The 18498-nt window shown below is 58.6% G+C and carries 17 protein-coding genes and 1 tRNA gene; 10 read left to right on the top strand and 8 right to left on the bottom strand.

Annotation, left to right across the window (positions count from 1 at the left end; genetic code table 11):
• Positions 1-35 precede the first annotated feature (35 nt).
• The 5 genes from K3165_RS02015 to rodA are packed head-to-tail and all read left to right on the top strand — an operon-like array spanning position 36 to position 5787.
• Positions 36-1079 carry a rod shape-determining protein gene (locus K3165_RS02015; protein WP_221547199.1) on the top strand — a complete coding sequence of 348 codons (1044 nt, stop codon included), beginning with the start codon at positions 36-38 and terminating at the stop codon, positions 1077-1079.
• 16 nt (positions 1080-1095) lie between these two features.
• Complete coding sequence (gene mreC, locus K3165_RS02020) at positions 1096-1986, top strand: rod shape-determining protein MreC (protein ID WP_221547200.1); 891 nt, start codon at positions 1096-1098, stop codon at positions 1984-1986.
• On the top strand, positions 1986-2537 hold the full coding sequence (locus tag K3165_RS02025; RefSeq protein WP_221547201.1) for a rod shape-determining protein MreD: 552 nt from the start codon (positions 1986-1988) through the stop codon (positions 2535-2537). Before mreC ends, K3165_RS02025 begins: the two co-directional genes overlap by 1 nt.
• Complete coding sequence (gene mrdA, locus K3165_RS02030; RefSeq protein WP_221547202.1) at positions 2537-4672, top strand: penicillin-binding protein 2; 2136 nt, start codon at positions 2537-2539, stop codon at positions 4670-4672. The genes K3165_RS02025 and mrdA overlap by 1 nt, the downstream gene beginning before the upstream one ends.
• Entirely contained in the window at positions 4669-5787 is a 1119-nt protein-coding gene (gene rodA / locus K3165_RS02035; protein WP_221547203.1) for a rod shape-determining protein RodA, read from the top strand. The genes mrdA and rodA overlap by 4 nt, the downstream gene beginning before the upstream one ends.
• A gap of 4 nt (positions 5788-5791) precedes the next feature.
• Here the strand turns inward: rodA and K3165_RS02040 are convergent, their stop codons facing one another.
• Complete coding sequence (locus K3165_RS02040; RefSeq protein ID WP_221547204.1) at positions 5792-6502, bottom strand: helix-turn-helix transcriptional regulator; 711 nt, start codon at positions 6500-6502, stop codon at positions 5792-5794.
• A gap of 127 nt (positions 6503-6629) precedes the next feature.
• On the opposite strand from K3165_RS02040, the gene K3165_RS02045 reads away from it, so the two are divergent.
• Together K3165_RS02045 and K3165_RS02050 are read left to right on the top strand one after the other, a co-directional pair.
• A complete protein-coding gene (locus tag K3165_RS02045; protein ID WP_221547205.1) occupies positions 6630-6956 on the top strand; it encodes a hypothetical protein in 327 nt (108 codons plus the stop codon).
• A gap of 107 nt (positions 6957-7063) precedes the next feature.
• Positions 7064-7139, top strand: a tRNA-Lys gene (locus tag K3165_RS02050).
• Between the two features lie 167 nt (positions 7140-7306).
• Here the strand turns inward: K3165_RS02050 and K3165_RS02055 are convergent.
• The 5 genes from K3165_RS02055 to K3165_RS02075 all read right to left on the bottom strand — a co-directional run bounded on the left by K3165_RS02055 (position 7307) and on the right by K3165_RS02075 (position 14049).
• Positions 7307-11080 carry an SIR2 family protein gene (locus K3165_RS02055; RefSeq protein WP_221547206.1) on the bottom strand — a complete coding sequence of 1258 codons (3774 nt, stop codon included), beginning with the start codon at positions 11078-11080 and terminating at the stop codon, positions 7307-7309.
• 149 nt (positions 11081-11229) lie between these two features.
• Positions 11230-11835, bottom strand: coding sequence for a hypothetical protein (locus K3165_RS02060; protein ID WP_221547207.1), 606 nt, complete (start codon positions 11833-11835; stop codon positions 11230-11232).
• A 156-nt stretch (positions 11836-11991) separates the two neighbouring features.
• Positions 11992-12468: a hypothetical protein gene (locus tag K3165_RS02065; RefSeq protein WP_221547208.1), complete on the bottom strand. Its 477-nt coding sequence runs from the start codon at positions 12466-12468 to the stop codon at positions 11992-11994.
• On the bottom strand, positions 12465-12740 hold the full coding sequence (locus K3165_RS14215) for a helix-turn-helix transcriptional regulator (protein WP_425594390.1): 276 nt from the start codon (positions 12738-12740) through the stop codon (positions 12465-12467). Before K3165_RS14215 ends, K3165_RS02065 begins: the two co-directional genes overlap by 4 nt.
• 112 nt (positions 12741-12852) lie before the next feature.
• Positions 12853-14049 (bottom strand): tyrosine-type recombinase/integrase, encoded by a 1197-nt coding sequence (locus K3165_RS02075; RefSeq protein ID WP_221547210.1) that lies wholly within the window; start codon positions 14047-14049, stop codon positions 12853-12855.
• A gap of 316 nt (positions 14050-14365) precedes the next feature.
• Here K3165_RS02075 and ribB point away from each other — a divergent pair, with 316 nt between their 5' ends.
• Together ribB and ribH are read left to right on the top strand one after the other, a co-directional pair.
• The gene (ribB, locus tag K3165_RS02080; protein ID WP_247713853.1) at positions 14366-15604 is read left to right on the top strand and encodes a 3,4-dihydroxy-2-butanone-4-phosphate synthase; all 1239 of its coding nucleotides are present in this window, start codon (positions 14366-14368) and stop codon (positions 15602-15604) included.
• A gap of 5 nt (positions 15605-15609) precedes the next feature.
• On the top strand, positions 15610-16032 hold the full coding sequence (gene ribH / locus K3165_RS02085; RefSeq protein ID WP_221547211.1) for a 6,7-dimethyl-8-ribityllumazine synthase: 423 nt from the start codon (positions 15610-15612) through the stop codon (positions 16030-16032).
• Here ribH and K3165_RS02090 read toward each other — a convergent pair.
• Positions 16029-17120: an Rv3169 family protein gene (locus K3165_RS02090; protein ID WP_221547212.1), complete on the bottom strand. Its 1092-nt coding sequence runs from the start codon at positions 17118-17120 to the stop codon at positions 16029-16031. The genes ribH and K3165_RS02090 overlap by 4 nt on opposite strands.
• A gap of 2 nt (positions 17121-17122) precedes the next feature.
• The gene (locus tag K3165_RS02095; RefSeq protein WP_221547213.1) at positions 17123-18166 is read right to left on the bottom strand and encodes a phosphotransferase family protein; all 1044 of its coding nucleotides are present in this window, start codon (positions 18164-18166) and stop codon (positions 17123-17125) included.
• Between the two features lie 77 nt (positions 18167-18243).
• On the opposite strand from K3165_RS02095, the gene K3165_RS02100 reads away from it, so the two are divergent.
• On the top strand, positions 18244-18495 hold the full coding sequence (locus K3165_RS02100; RefSeq protein WP_221547214.1) for a hypothetical protein: 252 nt from the start codon (positions 18244-18246) through the stop codon (positions 18493-18495).
• Positions 18496-18498: the final 3 nt, after the last annotated feature.

Below are 18498 nucleotides of genomic sequence, written 5' to 3' on the forward strand. Positions count from 1 at the left end.
CGCAACCCCTGCAGTACACGGAAAATCGAACTAAAATGGGCTTCTGGAACAACCTCTTCAAATTCGGCGTGCAGAACATGGCGATCGACCTCGGTACCGCCAACACGCTGGTCTATGTGCAGGATCAGGGCATCGTGCTGAACGAGCCGAGCGTGGTCGCGCTTGAGACCATCAACGGCATGAAGCGCGTGAAGGCCGTGGGTGACGATGCGAAGATGATGATGGGCAAGACGCCCGATTCCATCGAAGCCATCCGTCCGCTGCGTGACGGCGTGATCGCCGACCTCGACGTTGCCGAAGAGATGATCAAGAGCTTCATCAAGAAGGTCACCGGCCGCAAGAGCCTGATGCGCTATCCCGAGATCACGATCTGTGTCCCCTCGGGTTCGACCTCGGTCGAGCGCCGCGCAATCCGTGACGCCGCATCGAACGCCGGCGCTTCGCAAGTGTACCTGATCCTCGAACCCATGGCAGCCGCCATCGGCGCAGACATGCCCGTCACCGAGCCGGTCGGCTCGATGGTCGTCGACATCGGCGGCGGCACAACCGAAGTTGCGGTTCTCTCGCTTCGCGGCCTTGCCTATACCACCTCGGTCCGCACCGGCGGTGACAAGATGGACGAGGCAATCGTCAGCTATGTCCGACGACACCACAACCTGCTGATCGGCGACAGTACTGCCGAGCGCATCAAGAAGGATTACGGCGTTGCCCGCCCGCCCGAAGACGGCGTCGGCGAAAGCATCACGCTCAAGGGCCGCGATCTCGTGAACGGCGTGCCCAAGGAAATCACCATCAACCAGGGTCACATCGCCGAAGCACTGAGCGAACCGATCGGGGCGATCGTCGAAGGCGTGCGTATCGCGCTCGAAAACACGGCCCCCGAACTGGCAGCCGACATCGTCGACCAGGGCATCGTCCTGACCGGCGGCGGCGCGCTTATCGGCGGTCTCGACGAGTATCTTCGCGACGAAACCGGACTTCCGGTCACCATCGCGGAAGATCCGCTGTCCTGTGTCGCAATCGGCACCGGTCGGGCCATGGAAGATCCGATCTATCGCGGCGTGTTGATGACCGCATAAGGCAAGGGGGCAGGCAATGGCGCCGAGTGGCCAGCGGCGCTCCAGCTATTCCAAGCGGGCGCAGTACAATCTGTTCACCGGCTATATTTTTGCCGGGATCGGCGCCCTGCTGGGCGCCATCCTGCTTGGATTGTCCTTTTTCCAGCCAACGCTGTTCGGAGGTCCGCGAGGTATGGCGCAGGACGCGGCCTCTCCGGCGACCGAAACCGTGGCGGCTGCGCGCACCGGTTCGAAGGGCCTGTGGGATGCGATCAGCGGCTACTATCGCGCCGGCTCCAAGAACGCGGATCTCCGCCGCGAGATGGAGCTGGCGCGCATTCGCCTGAAAGAAGCCGAGGCTGTTCGACAGGAAAATGTCCGACTGAAAGGCTTGCTCGACCTGCAGGACAAAGATCGCACGCCGGTGACGGTTGCCCGCCTTATCGGTTCCTCTTCATCGAGCACGCGCCGGTTTGCATACCTCGGAGCCGGCTCGGATGACGGCGTTGCGGTCGGCATGCCCGTACGCAGTCCCCGCGGCGTTGTGGGCCGTATCCTGGAAACCGGCGGCAGCTCCTCGCGAGTTCTCTTGCTCACAGACCGCGAAAGCGTGCTCCCTGTCCGCAGGGCCGGCGACGAAGTCGTGGCCTTTGCCGAAGGGCGCGGCGATAGCCTGCTCAGGATCAAGCTCATCAATCTCGGTATAAACCCGCTCCAGCCCGGCGACATGTTCGTGACCAGCGGCGCCGGCGGTTACTATCCGCCCGGCATCGCCGTGGCGATCGTGACGGAGATCACCGATGACGGCGGTCTCGCCCGGATCGTCAGCGATCCGGCCGCGACCGATTTCGTCGCCATCGAGCCGATCTTCGAACCTGACGCAGCCCAAGGGGCGACCACGCCGATCGAAGAAGAGCTGGGCGACTGATGGAGCGCAACGATCCGCGCGCGCGCAGCGACGCATACGGCAGCAGGATCAATCGCTCGCACTCGCCGTTCCTCGCCAACGTCATTCCCTGGGCCAGCATCATGCTGGCATCGCTCCTGCCGATCTTCGCGATCGCTGCGGCCCTGCCCATGGTCCCTCCCCTCGGCTTCCTCATGCTGGTCGGATGGCGGCTCGTGCGCCCGGGACTACTGCCGATCTGGGCCGGCTTCCCCCTCGGCCTGTTCGACGATCTCTACAGCGGCCAGCCCTTCGGTTTCGCGATCCTGCTATGGTCGGTGACGATGCTGGTGATCGAGGCAATCGAACTGCGCCTTCCGTGGCGCGCATTCTGGCAAGACTGGTTCACGGCCGGTATATTGACCGTGAGCTATCTGCTGCTGGGCTGGATATTGTCCGGCGCGTCGCCCTCTATTCCATCTCTCGTCGCTCTCGTGCCCCAGCTTATCCTTTCGATCCTGCTGTTTCCCATCCTCGCTCGCATCGTGGCGCGGCTCGACGAGTTGCGCCTGAAGCGCTGGAAGCGCGTCTGATGGGTATCTTCGGTCGTCGCAAGATCGGCGCAAAGCCGCGCGAACTGGTCAGCCAGACCACGCTCGAAAACGCCTTCAACCGTCGCACCTTCGTGATCGGCGGGGCGATGGGCGGGATCGGCACAATCCTCGCCGCCCGCATGGCCTATATCGCCATTGCCGAGAACGAGCGCTGGGTGCTCGAGTCCGAGAGCAACCGGGTCAACCTCTCGCTCATCCCCCCTCGCCGCGGCTGGATACTCGACCGCAATGGCGCCCCACTCGCCTCCAACCGAGCGGACTTCCGCGTCGACGTCATCCCCGACCGGATGAATGATCCGGAGCAGACACTCTCTGCTCTCGCAGACATTCTCGACCTGCCCGACACGACCGTGGCCGACATCACCAAGCGCGTCGATGACGCGCGTGGCTTCCAGCCTGTCGAAGTCGCGGTCGGCCTGAACTACGACCAGTTCGCCGCGATCAGCGTGCGCCTGCCCGACCTGCCCGGCGTGGTACCGCAAAGAGGCTTCTCGCGCTTCTATCCGACCGGGCCGAGCGTCGGGCACCTGCTCGGTTATGTCGGTCCGGCGTCGGCGGAAGAGTATGAGGAACGCCCCGACCCGATCTTGATCACGCCCGGCTACAAGATTGGCAAGGACGCGCTCGAACAGCAGTTCGAGCAGGATCTACAGGGCAAGCCCGGAGCACGGCGTGTCGAGGTGACCGCCTCGGGCCGCATCGTCCGCGATCTCGAAACCCGCGAGGACGTCCAGGGCGACCCTGTCCGCCTGACGATCGACGGCCCCCTGCAGGACTATGCAGCGCGCCGCATCGGTCTCGAAAGCGGATCATGCGTGGTGCTCGATTGCGAAACGGGCGACGTGCTGTGCATGTCTTCCATGCCCAGCTTCGACCCGAACAGCTTTTCTCAGGGCATCGGCCGCGTCGAATATGCGATGCTTCGCGACGATGAACGTGTGCCGCTTCGCAACAAGGTTCTGAAGGGGCTCTATCCGCCCGGTTCGACGGTGAAGCCGATGCACTGCATGGCGTTCCTCGATGCGGGCGTGAAGCCTGAAGAAGCGATCATGTGCAATGGCGGCCGCCGCATTGGCAACCGCTTCTTCAATTGCTGGAGCAACCACGGCCGCGTGGACATGGCCAAGGCCATTTACCAGAGCTGCGACAGCTATTTCTACCATTTCGCCCAGCAGGTCGGCTTCGAAAAGGTCGCCGAGTGGGCCCACAAGATGGGACTGGGTGAGGAATTCGACCTGCCCGTCACCAGCCAGTTCTATGGCACGGTCCCCTCGCCCGAATGGAAGCTGCGGAGGCGCGAAAGCGAGTGGCAGCCTTATGACACGGTCAACTCCTCGATCGGTCAGGGCTACTACCTCGTCAATCCGCTCCAGCTGGCTGTCATGAGTGCAAGGCTCGCGACCGGCGACAGGGTCGTGCCCCGACTGAGGCTGACCGAGGACAAGCCTAAATTCGAACATTTCGCGTTCAGCGACGAGGAGATCGGATACGTTCGCCAGGCCATGAGCGATGTGGTCAACGGCCCGGGCACCGCAGGCCGTGCGCGCCTGCCTTTCGATGACATCAAAATGGCTGGCAAGACCGGTACCGCACAGGTGGTCTCGCTCAGTATCTCGGACGGCAAGTCCGGTCCATGGAAGTATCGCGATCACGGGCTGTTCGTGTTCTTCGCTCCATTCGACAAGCCGAAATACGCAGGCGCGGTCGTTATCGAACACGGCGGCGGGTCGGGCTCCGCCTATCCGATTGCGCGCGACGTGATGACCTATCTCTTCGATCCGGCGAAGGGGATGGAAGCCCTGCGCGCTCTCGAAGAACAATGGGGCGGCACCGCTCAGCAACGCCTCGATTCCAAATATCGCGCTTATGCGGCTGCGGCCGGGGCTTCGGTCCCACCGGTCCCGACACGCGACGAGGACATCTTCGACCAGGTCGAGGCGGAAGCCCGCCTTGCAGCGCGCCCCGACAAGGAACTGGCCGAAGGCGCCAACCGGCGCCGCGAGGATGACGAGGCGAGCAGCCAGATCAGCCGCGCCCCGCCCTCTGCCCAAACGCCGGATCGCCAGGCGGAAGCCGCTGCTGCCGCAGAGACACCTCAGGATGGCAGCCAATGAGCGGGATCGTACCCGAGCCGATTGCGCGGCAGCCATGGCAGATGCTGTTCCCGCTGTTCGGCCTGATCGGCTTTGGCGCGCTCGTGCTGACTTCTGCAGCGGCCGGTGATTTCGATATTTATGCGAAGTCCCACCTGATCCGATTCGTTGTGCTCTTCGCAATGGCAGTGGTCATCTCGCGCCTGTCGAAGCCGTTGGTCAGCTTTTTCACCTATCCCGCCTATCTCGTGATCCTGCTGCTGCTGATGGCCGTCGAGATCGTTGGTCAGGTCGGCGGCGGAAGCCAGCGCTGGCTCGAGGTCGGCCCGATCCGTATCCAGCCATCCGAATTGATGAAACCGGCTGTCGTGGTGGCGCTTGCCCATTACTACGGTTCGCTGCCTGTCGGCATGATCCCCAACTGGCGCGCCATACTACCGGCGGGCGGCATTATCCTTGCCCCGATGGCATTCGTTCTCTTGCAGCCCGACCTCGGCACGTCCCTGGCAATCGCCTTCGGCGGCGGGGTCGTGATGTTCCTTGCAGGACTGCCAATCAGGTGGTTCATTTTTGCCGGGATCGCCGGAATTGCGGCCATCCCTCTGGCCTTCTTCTTCGCCCTGCAGCCTTATCAGCAGGACCGTGTGACGACTTTCCTCGATCCCGAAAGCGATCCGCTCGGCGAAGGCTACCAGATTACCCAATCCAAGATCGCGATCGGGTCCGGAGGTATCTTCGGCAAAGGTTTCAACGAGGGTTCGCAGAGCCATCTCAATTACTTGCCCGAGCCGCATACCGACTTCGTATTCGCCACCATGGCGGAGGAATGGGGGTTCGTGGGCGGCCTCTTCGTCCTGGGCGCCTTCGCAGTCATCCTGGGTTGGGGCCTGTCGGTCGCCCGTGCGGCCAGCGACCGGTTCTCGAAACTGCTCGCGGCCGGGATGACCGCGACGATCTTTTTCTACGTCGCGATCAACCTGTTGATGGTGATGGGTTTTGCCCCCGTGGTCGGCATTCCGCTGCCCTTTATCAGCCACGGCGGCAGTTCGATGATGACCAACATGATCTGCATCGGCGTATTGATGATGGTGCACCGCTGGAACCGCAATGCACCGCGGACAGGACTGATCACCTGAGCGGCTAGAAGTGGATGAGGCCGAGCCTTAGTCCCTTCACCGTTGCGGCGACCTTGTCTCCGACGTCGAGCTTCTCGTAAAGCCGCTTCACATATGTCTTCACCGTGTCGGGCGATATGGAAAGGATCGCCGCGATATTGGCGGCACTCTTGCCCATCGACATCCAGTGCAGGACCTCGAGTTCGCGCTCGGACAGATCGACGGCTTCCTCGCTTTGCGCCGTGATCTGGCTAATCTTGACGTGGGCTGCCTGCAGGACGCCGTGAAGAAGTGTTATCAGTCCCTCTGGCATCTCCTTGGGCGGTCGCTCGAAAACTATCGCCGCGTATCCATCGCGCGACTGCGGTCCATAGAGCGAAAAGCTGACCCCGTTCAGCTCCCCGAACTCCCGCATTCGCTCGAAATAGCGAACCGCAACCGGATCATCTGCAGTCATCGCGGCAGCCCTGTTCCAGCTCAGGACGGGCGGATTTGCGAACACCAGCGCAGGAACCGGGTCGATCTTCATCAACCCCTCCTCGACGAATGCCTCGAGCACACCTTCCGAGAACCCCACCCCGTGAACGAACGTTCGCTCGGAATTCGGCGACTCAAATCGCGGGAAATAATGGTAGCTTAGGGCCGTCGCGCCGCGTTCCGCAGCGAATGCGTATACGTATGCGAGAATCTTCTCGCAGTCGTCGATTTTCTCGAAATCTGCTGCAAATTCCTGCATTTAACCTACGACCTTGGGCGACGTCACCCACCAAGGGGACTTTATTCGCCCGGCAAGCGATATATCTGCCTCGAACTATCCAATCAAGCGAAGGGGGAGCGCGTTGTGATTCGCAAAGGGAATTACCGTGCCCGATCGAAATCGCGCTCTGACGGAGCGCCCGATCAACATTGATGACCTGGACTGTGCTGCAATCGCCGATCTTGCAGGCGATGGCGCATGCCGGGCAGTGCTCGAAAGCGTGTGCGAACGCACCCGGACCGGTCAGGAAAGCACCGTCTGGGAAATCCACCAGGTAACGGGCCTGCCGCTTCACGAAGCGTTTGCCGCCCTGCGCACGCTCGAGTACGGCAAAGTCATCGACATCGTCGACAATCCCAGCGATCCCTTCGGCGCGAAAATCCGCCTTCTGCTCGAGGGTTTCGAGGCCATGAAACGCCGCAATGTGGCCTGATCGCATTTTGCCCCTTTTATTCGTCGAGACAGCCGCTATATGAGCGCCTCCCCCGAGTCGGGGGCCGCCCGTAACACCGGGCGAAACGCGGAAATGACCGTGAGTGTGGACGCATAGCTCAGTTGGTAGAGCAGCTGACTCTTAATCAGCGGGTCCTAGGTTCGAGCCCTAGTGCGTCCACCATTTTTTCAATGACTTAGCGCTCAAGCGAGCAACTCATCGTTACCCTAGGTAGCGAATAGGTAGCTTGGTGAAGGGTAACACCTTTCTGCGCGTCATTAGGTCGGCTCCCTAACCAACCATCCCTCAAATGCACCGCCGGATTTTTTCCTAAATTTGCGCGCTCAAGACTAATCGACAAGGTTGCGCAGCCGTCGGAACTCACCAGTCTGTCTGACCGCAGGATCAATCTCACCCAAAATTTCGAGTGACTCGGCCAGGCCATAAGGGACGCTTACCCTGTCATCTCCTGTTATCGCATCAAGCAAGAGTATGGCTTCATGCGGATGTTTCTTAATATGGCTATCTTCCCCCCTCGTGTCTTTCGAAAGACGGTACGTAAAAGTATCCGCATGAGCGACAGGCTTCAGAAACCGCTTCACGGTTTTGACAAGGTCGGGAAAGTGTTCTCCCGCCTTGTCAGCCAAATGAATAAACCCGCGTGTGCTTTGCTCACTGCGAAAACGTTTCTCCAGGGGCCAAGCCTTTTCGAGGAATGGCTTGATGAACGTTTGCCACTGCGCAGGTTCTCGCCAAAGGTTTCCTAGCTCCCACAGAGCATGTCCGCGTTCTTCCTCCCCCACTGTCTTGAGGACGCGTCGCACGTCACTGAAAGAGAGGATCGCACCGGTGGTGGACCAATTCGGATTGGATAGCGCAACAGCCATGCTGATCAGACTCTTGCGACCCTCTTTTCCCATATTCCAGGGGGATTCCGATCGAAGGATTGCAAGAAGATCATCCCTTATTTGCTCCCACACGCTATTCGGTAGCTGATTCCGTCCCAATACGAAACCGTGCCACGCGGCTTCGCTCTTCGGAGACCGGAGGTCTAACATCGGCAGAATAAATTGGTTCGCCCACTGGGGATATTTGAATATGATCCAATCCAGCCGGATCAATAACGAAGCTACAGCGTGATGCCCACCGTCGCCGGGGACCCGACAGAGCGCTTCAAGTCTCTCCCGAATATCGGAGGACAGCTCTGTTGGCGCTTCGGAATTTTTCGGAGTCAAAGACCATATCGCCTCCGTCAAGTGACCGACCGGACTATTAATTACTTTCATTCGGGAGGCCGCCGACTCCTGCTGCTTCTCCCCATCGACGCTTGCACTGCTCACACTACTTTTCGTAAACTCAGGCGAGGCGCTTTCAAATGCCTGTATGACGCCATCGCAGATCGACAAGCCGTGCTTAGGGCGGACGCGATAGAGGACCGGTAGATTTTTCTGGAGCCATGCAGTTGAGGAGTACCTCAAATGCAAAATTTGCTCGTTGGACAGATTCGCCAGAGTAAGTCCAAGCAACAAACGCAGGCGAAGCGGCGTCCGTTTCGGCCAGCTGTTCAGAAGATCATCCCAATACCTCGGATTAAAGTCTCCGTCTTTTAGGCGTCGCCTCAGAGCGCTGAGAGCAAGGAAGGGTTCGGTTTCGACCAGCCCTTTGAAGGGTCGGTAGTGCTTCAATTCACCAAAGTTCTCCCCAGTCCGCTTTTCAGCTTCTTCAATGATCTTCGATACCGGGAAAACTTCGAGTCCTTGCGTGTCGGTGTCCTCGGCGATCAAACCTCCTCGTGGACCGAGACTTTCGTCAGCAGTCTCAGCCCATTGATCGGTGAATCTCTTGTCCACATTCTTGAGCCGACGTAGCGCATTCGCTCCAGGTTTTGACAAAACACACCCGTTCAGTTCGAGCCAACGTAGCCGCGTTGCGGCGTGGCTAGCTTTGCGTCGGGGATAGTCCTCATCTTCCAGATAAGGCCAGTGTGGTGGCCCATCCTCGAGACGACGCTCCAATGCACGTCTCTGCTTGATTGTGAAGGACGGCCACCTTTGCTTCAAAAGCAGCAATACGTCCCGTTGGTTATCGGAAGTCCAGAAGTCCTCGGCAGAGAGGTTTTGAAGTAGTCTGAATACGGACGCGTTATCAGCGACACCATCGATCGACGCGGCCCACAATCCGACCTTCGTAAAAACTCGATGTCCAAATTTCGGCCACTCATTCCACTCAGCCTGCGCAGATGCCAAGTCTGTTGACGCCAGACTTTCGAAGAGTTGGCTGAACCAAATTACCAACTGCTCTTTGCGGCCATGATACCTCTCGCCCGGTTTTTGTGACGGATGAAGGTTAGGCGGTCTCCAAAATCTATCTTCAACCTCGTCAAGCAACGCACTCATCTTGAGCAGGGCGTTGCGCAGCAATTTTAAGACGGACGAGAGTTGCTCGTCAGGGATGGGAAGCTTGGTATTGTGCCGATCCAACACCTTGACGCTAAGGGACGCCACTTCCGAGAATGACAATTTGTCCCAATCACCATCCGGAGGGATCGGCGATCCCATGGAAGGCCGCGAAAAAATCACCGTAGGGCTTAAACACCGCTCCAAATACCGGAGCGAATGTCCGGTCCAGCCAAGCGTCTTCAAAAGTCCTTCAAATTCGAACCAGCGGTACTCGTGCTCGTCGAATGCAAAGCTGTCCAGATGCTCGAGATAGTAGCTCCAAAAGTCAGCTGCAGCTTCGGGCAGTTTTCCTCCATGTCGATCACGCAGTCGCCTCGCAACAAACCAGATCAGGTGCTGGCTAATTCTGCTCCAACCCGCCGACCACCAGATTGCCGCTGGTTCGCCACATACTTTACCGAACCAGCTAGCGAGATGATGCAGCCGCGCGGGAAGACGGCGATGAAAGATCTGGAACGTTCCTTGAAGGGTCGGCTGGTCAAAGCCTTCTCCATCCTGCTCATTCCACTGAAGAGGATTTTTCGCATAAGAGCGATATAATCGATTCTCTGATTTTGGTGGCCTCGGAGGGTCCGAGTCCAATCCATAAACCGATTGAGGGTCTAGCTCAGGCGCATCGTCTTCCCAGCTAACCTTGCGCGGCGCGGCATATCTTGCATTTGGGTCGAATACACAGAGCCATTCAGACGTAGGGGTTGGCTCGGCCTTGGCAAAGGCTGCCGCACCTCTCTTGTTGCTAACCAGTTCGACGACTTGGCCGCGCTCATGTGGTTCTATTGCCCGTGGACCGGCTTGTGCGAGTGAAAGCACCTTCGCCGTCCAGGCATCAGGATTGGTCGCAGCTTCGGACCAAGCGTGAATTGTTTCCCAAAGTTTTGCATGTCGGTCGGTAGGATCGTAAATAATCGGCGTGACGCCCCTGTCGATCCAGACTTCGTTGTCTGCTCTAGGATCGTCCGCAGCAAACGCGTAAATTGGGTTCGCATAGTTCACCCCCTCACGGTCGTGCATGCCCTCCAGCAGATAACGCATGGGAGGATCGTCGGCGCTATAGCCTAGGAAGACCAAGGTGAAGGTTTCCCTTAGTTCACGGACGAATTTCGCGGCCCAGCCTTCTGCTAGATATGCGCGACCGAAATCTGCGCTGCTTATGACGTACCGAGGGTCTGCCTTATCTGTGTCTACCAGACGTCCATGCAAATAGACGATGCCCTCAAGCGTTCTGTTAAGCTCTAAGTTCGGAAGGTTCGGAGGTATAATTTTAGCGGACTTGCAACCGGCCCGCTCAAACAGGAGATCAAAGTTCGTCGTAACAAGCTGAGTGGCACCGGCGGCGTTTTTGGCGAGATGCAATATAGCCCGGTGATGGGCGAGCGTCTTGGCTCGCTTTGTACCCAAAGCTAGGAAAATTTGACGGTCGACTTCCTCCCTACCGTAGCGCTTAACCAGCAGATTGAAGATGCGATCAAAGTCAGCATCTTCATTAAGTGCCTCGCGACCTTCCTCAGAATCCAGAGCAGTTACGATCCGGTCTGTGAGCTGCCAAAAACTATCGAGACCGGCTGGGATCGAGACACCGGCACCGCAGAAGAAAACTACGTTTCCTTGTGCTTGTTGCCCCAGCAAATGTGAAGGGATGTCGGGGCCATCGGAAAAAAAACGCATAAGGCAGTTAGTCTAGTGAAACCTCAACATGTAAAGGGGTTTGCACGTTTCATCCCCAGTACAAAGACGAGGGTCACAGGCATTTATCCGCCCCGATTCAGCGGCCGATTTACCCTGAACCTCTCGCGTTCTTTTTGTTGGGCTCGCTACTATCCAACAAATCCGGCTTCCAAAGCCCTCACCTCCTCATCGAGAAAAGCTGCTCGGCTCATCATTCGGTCTCGCAATGGGATTGCTGCGTGTCTCGCTTCGAAACGAATGCAATCCGAAAGGTAGCGATAAACGTTGGCCAATCGCTCCGCTTTCTCTGATGGAGTTTCCTTGATCGGCTTTATACGATCAACTGCGCCACCTTCTTTGTCCGCCATGCAACGTACAATCAGGCGACCGCACCTATCCTGCTGTACAGTCCAAACTCCTCCCGCCTTTTTCACACTCATGAGGTAGTTCGCACTGTTGCGAGCGGCGCGAATTTCGCTTTCGCTGGGGTCTTCTGCAAGAACGATGTACTCACCAGCTTTCATCGCCTCCCACCGCCACAGCTTCTTGTTCTTGCCAAATTCTGTCCGCGTAACCTCGATGCGCCCGTCAATTATTTCGGCCACAAATGACAGTTGCTTCTGTCGCCACGTCGAGAAACGTTTTTTGTAACGCTTGAACGCCTGGTATATATCCTCACCAGACCTTGCATCCACAAGCATGCTCTCGCCTATTTCAAGTTGCAAAATTGAATTAAAGGGTTCGCGCGATGCCATCGTCAGTCTTTTCCTGCTGCAGGTTGGGTTCTAGGCGATATGATTTCTTACTTTTTTCTCTTTTTTTGAATTCCAAGCCAAATGAATGAAAAAGAGAAAAAAGTCAGAAATCGAATATGCTTTACGTCGAAGGGGTGGGGGCGGTTGGGCTACTCTCTAAGCCCGTCCCACCCACAAAGAGCCATCTTCTTCATTGATCAGTTGAAACTGGCCGGTGCCATTTCGGCGAAAATAGCCAACGCGAAAGTCCGCCAATTCTTGTTCTTTTTCGCATTGGACCGGAGAGAGCATCATTTTCTTTCCGGCTGGTAGCTCTTTCCAATCGGCCAGCTTGAATCTTGGGCCTTGCCAGAGGCACAAAGCGCGCACGAAATAGCCCACCACTTTGATGTGCAGAGGAAGTCCAGAAATCCTCGAGTGAGGACCTCCCCTCTTGAAAAGTAGTGAGCTGGCCCAGCTGTTGCCATCAGAGGACCACAACTCACCGGTGCCATCCCGAATGGGGAAGTGGGTCCAGATTGTCTCTCCAGGCTTCAGGGATCTCATCTGGGAATCGACGGTCCAGAGATCGGTTTTGTCGATATCCAAAAAAGAGTTTGGCAATTCCATGAAATCGTCTTGGGGAGCACTCATGACTGAACCTCCCCAGCGCCAACAAACGCGGCAAGCTCGTCCATCGAATAGCGGACCGCACTACCCAGCTTAATGTATTTTGGTCCCTTCCCTGCCCAACGCCAGCGGGCCAAGGTTTTCGGAGAGAGGGCAAGAAAGCGAGCAGCTTCCACGGGATTCAAGAGAGAGGTCGTTTGCATTCTGGTCTCCATCGTTAGGGTTCGATGGGAGACGTATCCGGGAGTTCTAGTGCGCCGCCAGGCATTTCGGGTCCACCACAGTGGTGCACTCATCTTAGTCCAGCATTGTCACCGCTGGTCCCAGTTTAACCCCGAACAGCGATAGTTGAGATCGCATTTCTAGTGTCGCCGTACTGTCGACGCGCCTGAAGTATGAAGACATTTTTTAGCCCACAACTCGCATAATCTCATTGCCGATCTCGTTCGCAGCTACGCGTACCGGATCTTGCGCAAGGTGGGCGTAGCGGCTGGTAGTCGCAACTTGCGTATGGCCTAGGAGCCTCCCAAGCAGCGGAAGGCTGAGACCGATACCAGCTCCCACGCTTGCATAAGTGTGGCGCAGGTCATGCAATCTAACGTCATCGAGTTGCGCCAATCCGCGTATTTTTCGCCAAGGCTTCTGTAGATTTACCAAAGCAGCGCCTTTCCGTTGGCCGGAGATTACAAAAGGATTGATCTCTACATTTTGACCATCACTCACGCTTCGACCACTTGCACTTGCCCTCAGTTCACTCAAAATTTCGATAGCTCCATCCGACAATGATACGAGCAACGCACCGTTCTTTGTATCTGGCAAACGCATCGTACCCGTGTCCAAATCGATCCACTCCCATCTGAGCGAAAGGATTTCTGAAAGTCGACGGCCAGTCAGAATGAGCAGCTTAATTGCAGCGATCGCGCTTGCTGAAACCACAGCTTCGGCGTCTTCAGATTGGAGGACCCCCCAAAGTCTTTGCAGCTCAACGTTCGAGAGATACCTCTCGCGCTTCACTTCTTTATAGCGGTCGATATTCTTGGCCGGATTAGAATTATCAGGCCGGACCCCCCATCTTTCTGCCAATCCAAACATTTTTCCCAGAAGGGCTAGCGCACGATTGGCTTCGTATGGCGTCGCTCTCAACGAGTGATGTAGTGCCGCGACATCACATCGCGCGATAGATGCAGCCTTCTTGCTGCCGAACATTGGCTTGATATGAGATTCTATGAGTCTCCGGTCGTTCCGAATTGAGCTGGCCTTCTTCCGCGTCTCCGCATGCTCGGCCATATACCGATCGCAAAGATCAGAGACACTCACAGCTAGACGGTCCTGCTGGCGCGACTTCGAAGGGTCTCCCCCACCTGCCACATCGGCAAGCCAGCGCTTGGCGATCTCGCGCGCGGCTTCGGGTTTAATTGCCCCAAATCGACCGATTGCGGGCTTGCGCTGTTGCCCATCTTTGTTGCGATAGTAGAGCAGAAAGCTCTTTCGTCCTGTCGGTGTAACCTTGCATCCGAACCCTGGCACTTCGGTATCCCAGACAACATAATCGGCTGGCCGTGCCTTCAGGGCTTGGATCGAACGAACAGTAAGTTTGGCCTTCATCGCTACCTCATTTCAAGTAGCAACTAGGTAGCAGAATCGAGCGAATCCCATCAACCATTATCAACGCAAATCGGTGAGATAATTCACAATGATTCAGATAGTTGCGATCTCTAGCGCACCCAAGAGATACATAGCTCAGACAAGGACTCGAGACTCTTAATCAGCGGGTCCTAGGTTCGAGCCCTAGTGCGTCCACCATTTTCCTCCCTTTCAGATGTTTCGATACGGCGCTCTTTCGCGCGCCCACGCACCTTTGGTCACATTCGATGTGTAGTCACGTTGCGCATCACATTTTAGTGTGATAGGCGCGGCAGCCATGAACACGATCGAAAAGGTCCGCACCATTGTCGGCAACGGTCTCATGACCCGTGCCGGCCTCGCCCGCGCCGCCGGGCTCCACGCCAATACGCTGCGCGATTGCGCCGAGGAGGGCTGGAACCCGACCGCAGAAACGCTTGGAAAGCTCGAGGCATTCCTCGAAGCCAATGACGAGACACCGGTCATCGTCGGCGCGGAAGAGATTATCGACGAAGCCCGCAATGGCCGCATGTTCATCTTGGTCGATGACGAGGACCGCGAGAACGAGGGTGACCTCGTGATCCCCGCGCAGATGGCGACGCCCAATGCCATCAACTTCATGGCGACGCATGGCCGCGGGCTGATCTGCCTGTCGCTCGACTCGAAGCGAGTGAAAGCGCTCGGCCTCGAGCCGATGAGCCGCGACAATCGCGAAAGCATGCAGACCGCTTTCACGACTTCGATCGAAGCCAAGACGGGTGTGACCACCGGTATCAGCGCTGCCGATCGCTCGCGCACCGTTTCGGTTGCCATCGACCCCACCAAGGGCCCTGACGACATTGTCACGCCGGGCCATGTCTTCCCCCTCACCGCTCGTGACGGCGGTGTCCTGGTCCGCGCCGGTCATACCGAGGCAGCAGTCGACATCTCCCGCCTTGCCGGCCTCAATCCTTCGGGCGTGATCTGCGAGATCATGAAGGACGACGGGACCATGGCGCGTCTCGACGATCTCGTCGCCTTCGCGCGCAAGCACGACATGAAGATCGGTACGATCCGCGACCTCATCGAATACCGCATGCGCTACGACCACCTCGTCGAGCGCATTGCCGAAGACACTTTCGATTCCGATTACGGCGGCGCATGGCGCATGCTGACGTATCGCAACACGGTCGACGGCAGCGAAAGCTACGTTCTGCAGAAAGGCGAAGTGAAGGAAGGCGCCCCCACCCTCACCCGCGTGCATCCGATCTCGATCTTCGACGACGTCCTCGGCAAGCCCGGACCCCGCAAGCGCACCCTGCAGCGCGCGATGCAGGCCGTCGGCGAACATGGCTCGGGCGTGATCGTGATCATCACCGGACGTCCCGCGGCAGGCTATGGCGAAAGCGAGGCCGAGCGTAACGTCGGTATCGGTTCGCAGATCCTTGCCGACCTCGGTGTCGAGGACATGATCCTCCTCAGCAATTCGCAACCCAACGTCGTCGCGATCGAAGGCTATGGCCTCAATATCGTCGACCACATGCCCATTCCGGAGTGAACCCCATGGCCAATTTCCTGATCGTCGAAGCACGGTTTTACGACCATCTGAACGACATGCTGGTTTCCGGCGCGAAGGCCGAGCTCGAGGCAGCCGGACACAGCGTGGAGGTCCTCACCGTTCCCGGCGCACTCGAGATTCCCGGTGCGATCGCGATGGCAGCCGAAACCGGTCGCTATGACGGCTTCGTCGCCATCGGCGTGGTCATCCGCGGCGAGACCTATCATTTCGAGATCGTGGCAGGCGAGAGCGCACGCGGCATCATGGCGCTGACCATGGACGGCATTGCCATAGGCAACGGCATCATCACGGTCGAAAACGAAGAGCAGGCTATCGTACGCGCAGATCCGTCCAAGAAGGACAAGGGCGGTGAAGCGGCCAAGGCTGCGCTCGCATTGCTCGATCTTCAGGGCCGCTTCGCGGCCTAGGACGCCCCGTCGACCATGCCCGTGAGCCCAAGCGGGGCGAACGGGCCGATGATCAACTGTTCGAAAACACCGATTCCCCCGCTGCCGTCATTGCCGGACACCCTGACGAGCGTCTGCACATGCAGGTTCTCTGGCGCGAGCGGGTCCAGGGTCTCGAGGGCGATGTCCTCGCGCTGGACCTCCAAGCGGCCATGATGCAAGCCATGGCTCCACTCGGGATGGGTGTATCCAAGCCCGCGCATCTGGAAGCGTCCGAGCGGTTCAAAGGTGACCTGTTCGGGTGCGCCCATGACGGCAAGCGAAAGCGTCCCGCCTGACGGCCAGCGCGTATCAGCCTGAAGCCGAGTGCGCATGCTGCCGTGGCCTTCCGCGATGTCCCGGGCATCTGCCCCGTCGGGCGCCCAGGCCGCGCGCGTGTTCCACGCCTCGCCTTGAGTGTCGTTATTGACGTGGAAGAACAGGCTCCCCTTCGGGAAACTGATCGGGGTCCATTGCCAGAAGAAGCTCGGCAGCGGTGCTCCCGGCATGGGCTGCGTGTCGCGCGCACCAACGGGCCTTACGCCCCAGCTGCGGTCTCTCGTTCCCGCTGTTCCTTCCGCCATTTCGTGACGCTCACCATCCAGCGAGATCCAGCCCTCGTAGTGGCCGTTCTGCGTCATGCGCGTGTAGTCCATAAAGGCGCGCGGACCGATGCGGTGGGTGAAGCGTGGCTCCTCGATCGGGAAAGCGCGGCCGGTGAAGGTGAACTCCCCGGCAATACCGTCAGTCTCGTCGATCGTGACCTTGAGGGCGTGGAGCGGCTCGATCACCTCGATCGAAATCGGGCCGACCCGCATCGACATTCGCTCCATCCCCATTTCCGCGCTGGCGTGGAGGCAATATTGCGTGTCACCACGAATGAAGCTGAAATGGGCATCGGCGACGTCGAGATGCGGATAGACGCCGAATGCCAGCGCGAAAAAACCGCTACCGTCTGGCGCATAGCCGTTGAAGAAATAGCGATCGTAGAAATTCCGATCCGTCCCCGCGTAGGCGACCGGCTCGGCCGTCTGGTGGATCGGGAATTCATCCCCTTTGGAAAGCGCCATGATCAGGTCTCCTCAAGCACCGACAGGCTATCGTGGCGAAGCGCCAGAGAACAGGCTCCGCGCGCCATGGACAGGAAGTTTTCATCACCGCGAGGCGTCCGTTCGACGAAGGCAGCGCTGAACACGGCGGTCGAAACCCCGTGCAATATGCCGAGACAATATTCGCGCTTCATCCGGCCCGGGTCCATTTCGACCCCGCGCTTCGCCATTTCGGCGTAGTAGAGATCGAGCAGTTCGGCTTCATGATCGAGGCCGAGCTGGCCGATCCCGCAGCCTAGGAAATAGCCGACATCGTTCATGGGGCTGCCGACCGTCGTCGTCTGCCAGTCGAGGACGGCGATGGGCTCCGTACCGCCCCGCACGTCGAAGAGCATGTTGTCGAGCCGGAAATCGCCATGAACGAGGCACTTTGGCTCGGCATCGCGCTGGAAATACTTCTCGGCGCGGTCTGCTAGCCCGTCGCACAACTCCATCAGGTCAGGCTCCAACGAGGTTCCGTAACGCTCGCGAAAGATGGCTTGGGCTTGGGGATACATCGCGCTGACCGTAGCGCCGAGATTTTCGGGTGGCTGGACCCACTCGGCCTGCAGGATGTCGGCCCTGCCCCAGCTAGGCGCGTGGATGGCGGCGGCTTGCCGCATCGCCTGTCGTGCATCCTCGATCTCGCAACCCGCGATCTGGTCGCCCTGCCGTGCCGGCGCGAGATCTTCGAAAAGTAGGCAGAATTCCGCGCCGTCCTGCGTAACCCCGGCGAAATGAACAGCCGGCGCGCGGACGTCGATCAGGGGTGCCGCCTGTCGGTAGAATTCCACTTCCTTGCGGTAGAGACCGAACTGGACTGCGGTTCCGCGACTGGCCGCATCGGCAGCCGGAAACTTGCCGGCCAATGTTGCGGGCACGCCCTTGCCTTCCAGGTGGAATCGGACACTGTCGCCGACCTGACCCGTACCGATCGGCTCCCAGCGAACCGATGAAACATGCGCGTCCAGACTGGCTCCGAGCCAGTCGGGCGTCACCTCGTCAGGATGAACCGGAAATTGTGCCAAGCCCCTCTCCCACAAAGAGCATTTCCGGAACGCTAGCTTGCGGCAAGCGTCGTGGCAAACATGGGAAAGAGGAAATCATGAACGGACCACTGGAGTGGATTGCCTCGATCGGCACCGTCCTCGCCGCATCGATGATCGCATTCGATCTCGGCCGCCGGGCGACAGCTTGGGGATTTGTCCTGTTCTGCCTCGTGTCGACCTTGTGGATATACATCGGGCTGACCGAGGACGCATTGCCCCTTGCCGCGATGAACGGCCTGCTACTGCTCATCAACGGCTGGGGTGTCTATCAGTACTGGCTGCACCCGAAGAACCGGGCCGACAGCTAGGCT

The sequence above is a fragment of the Qipengyuania xiamenensis genome (genome assembly GCF_019711495.1).
In the GTDB taxonomy this organism is placed as follows: domain Bacteria; phylum Pseudomonadota; class Alphaproteobacteria; order Sphingomonadales; family Sphingomonadaceae; genus Qipengyuania; species Qipengyuania xiamenensis.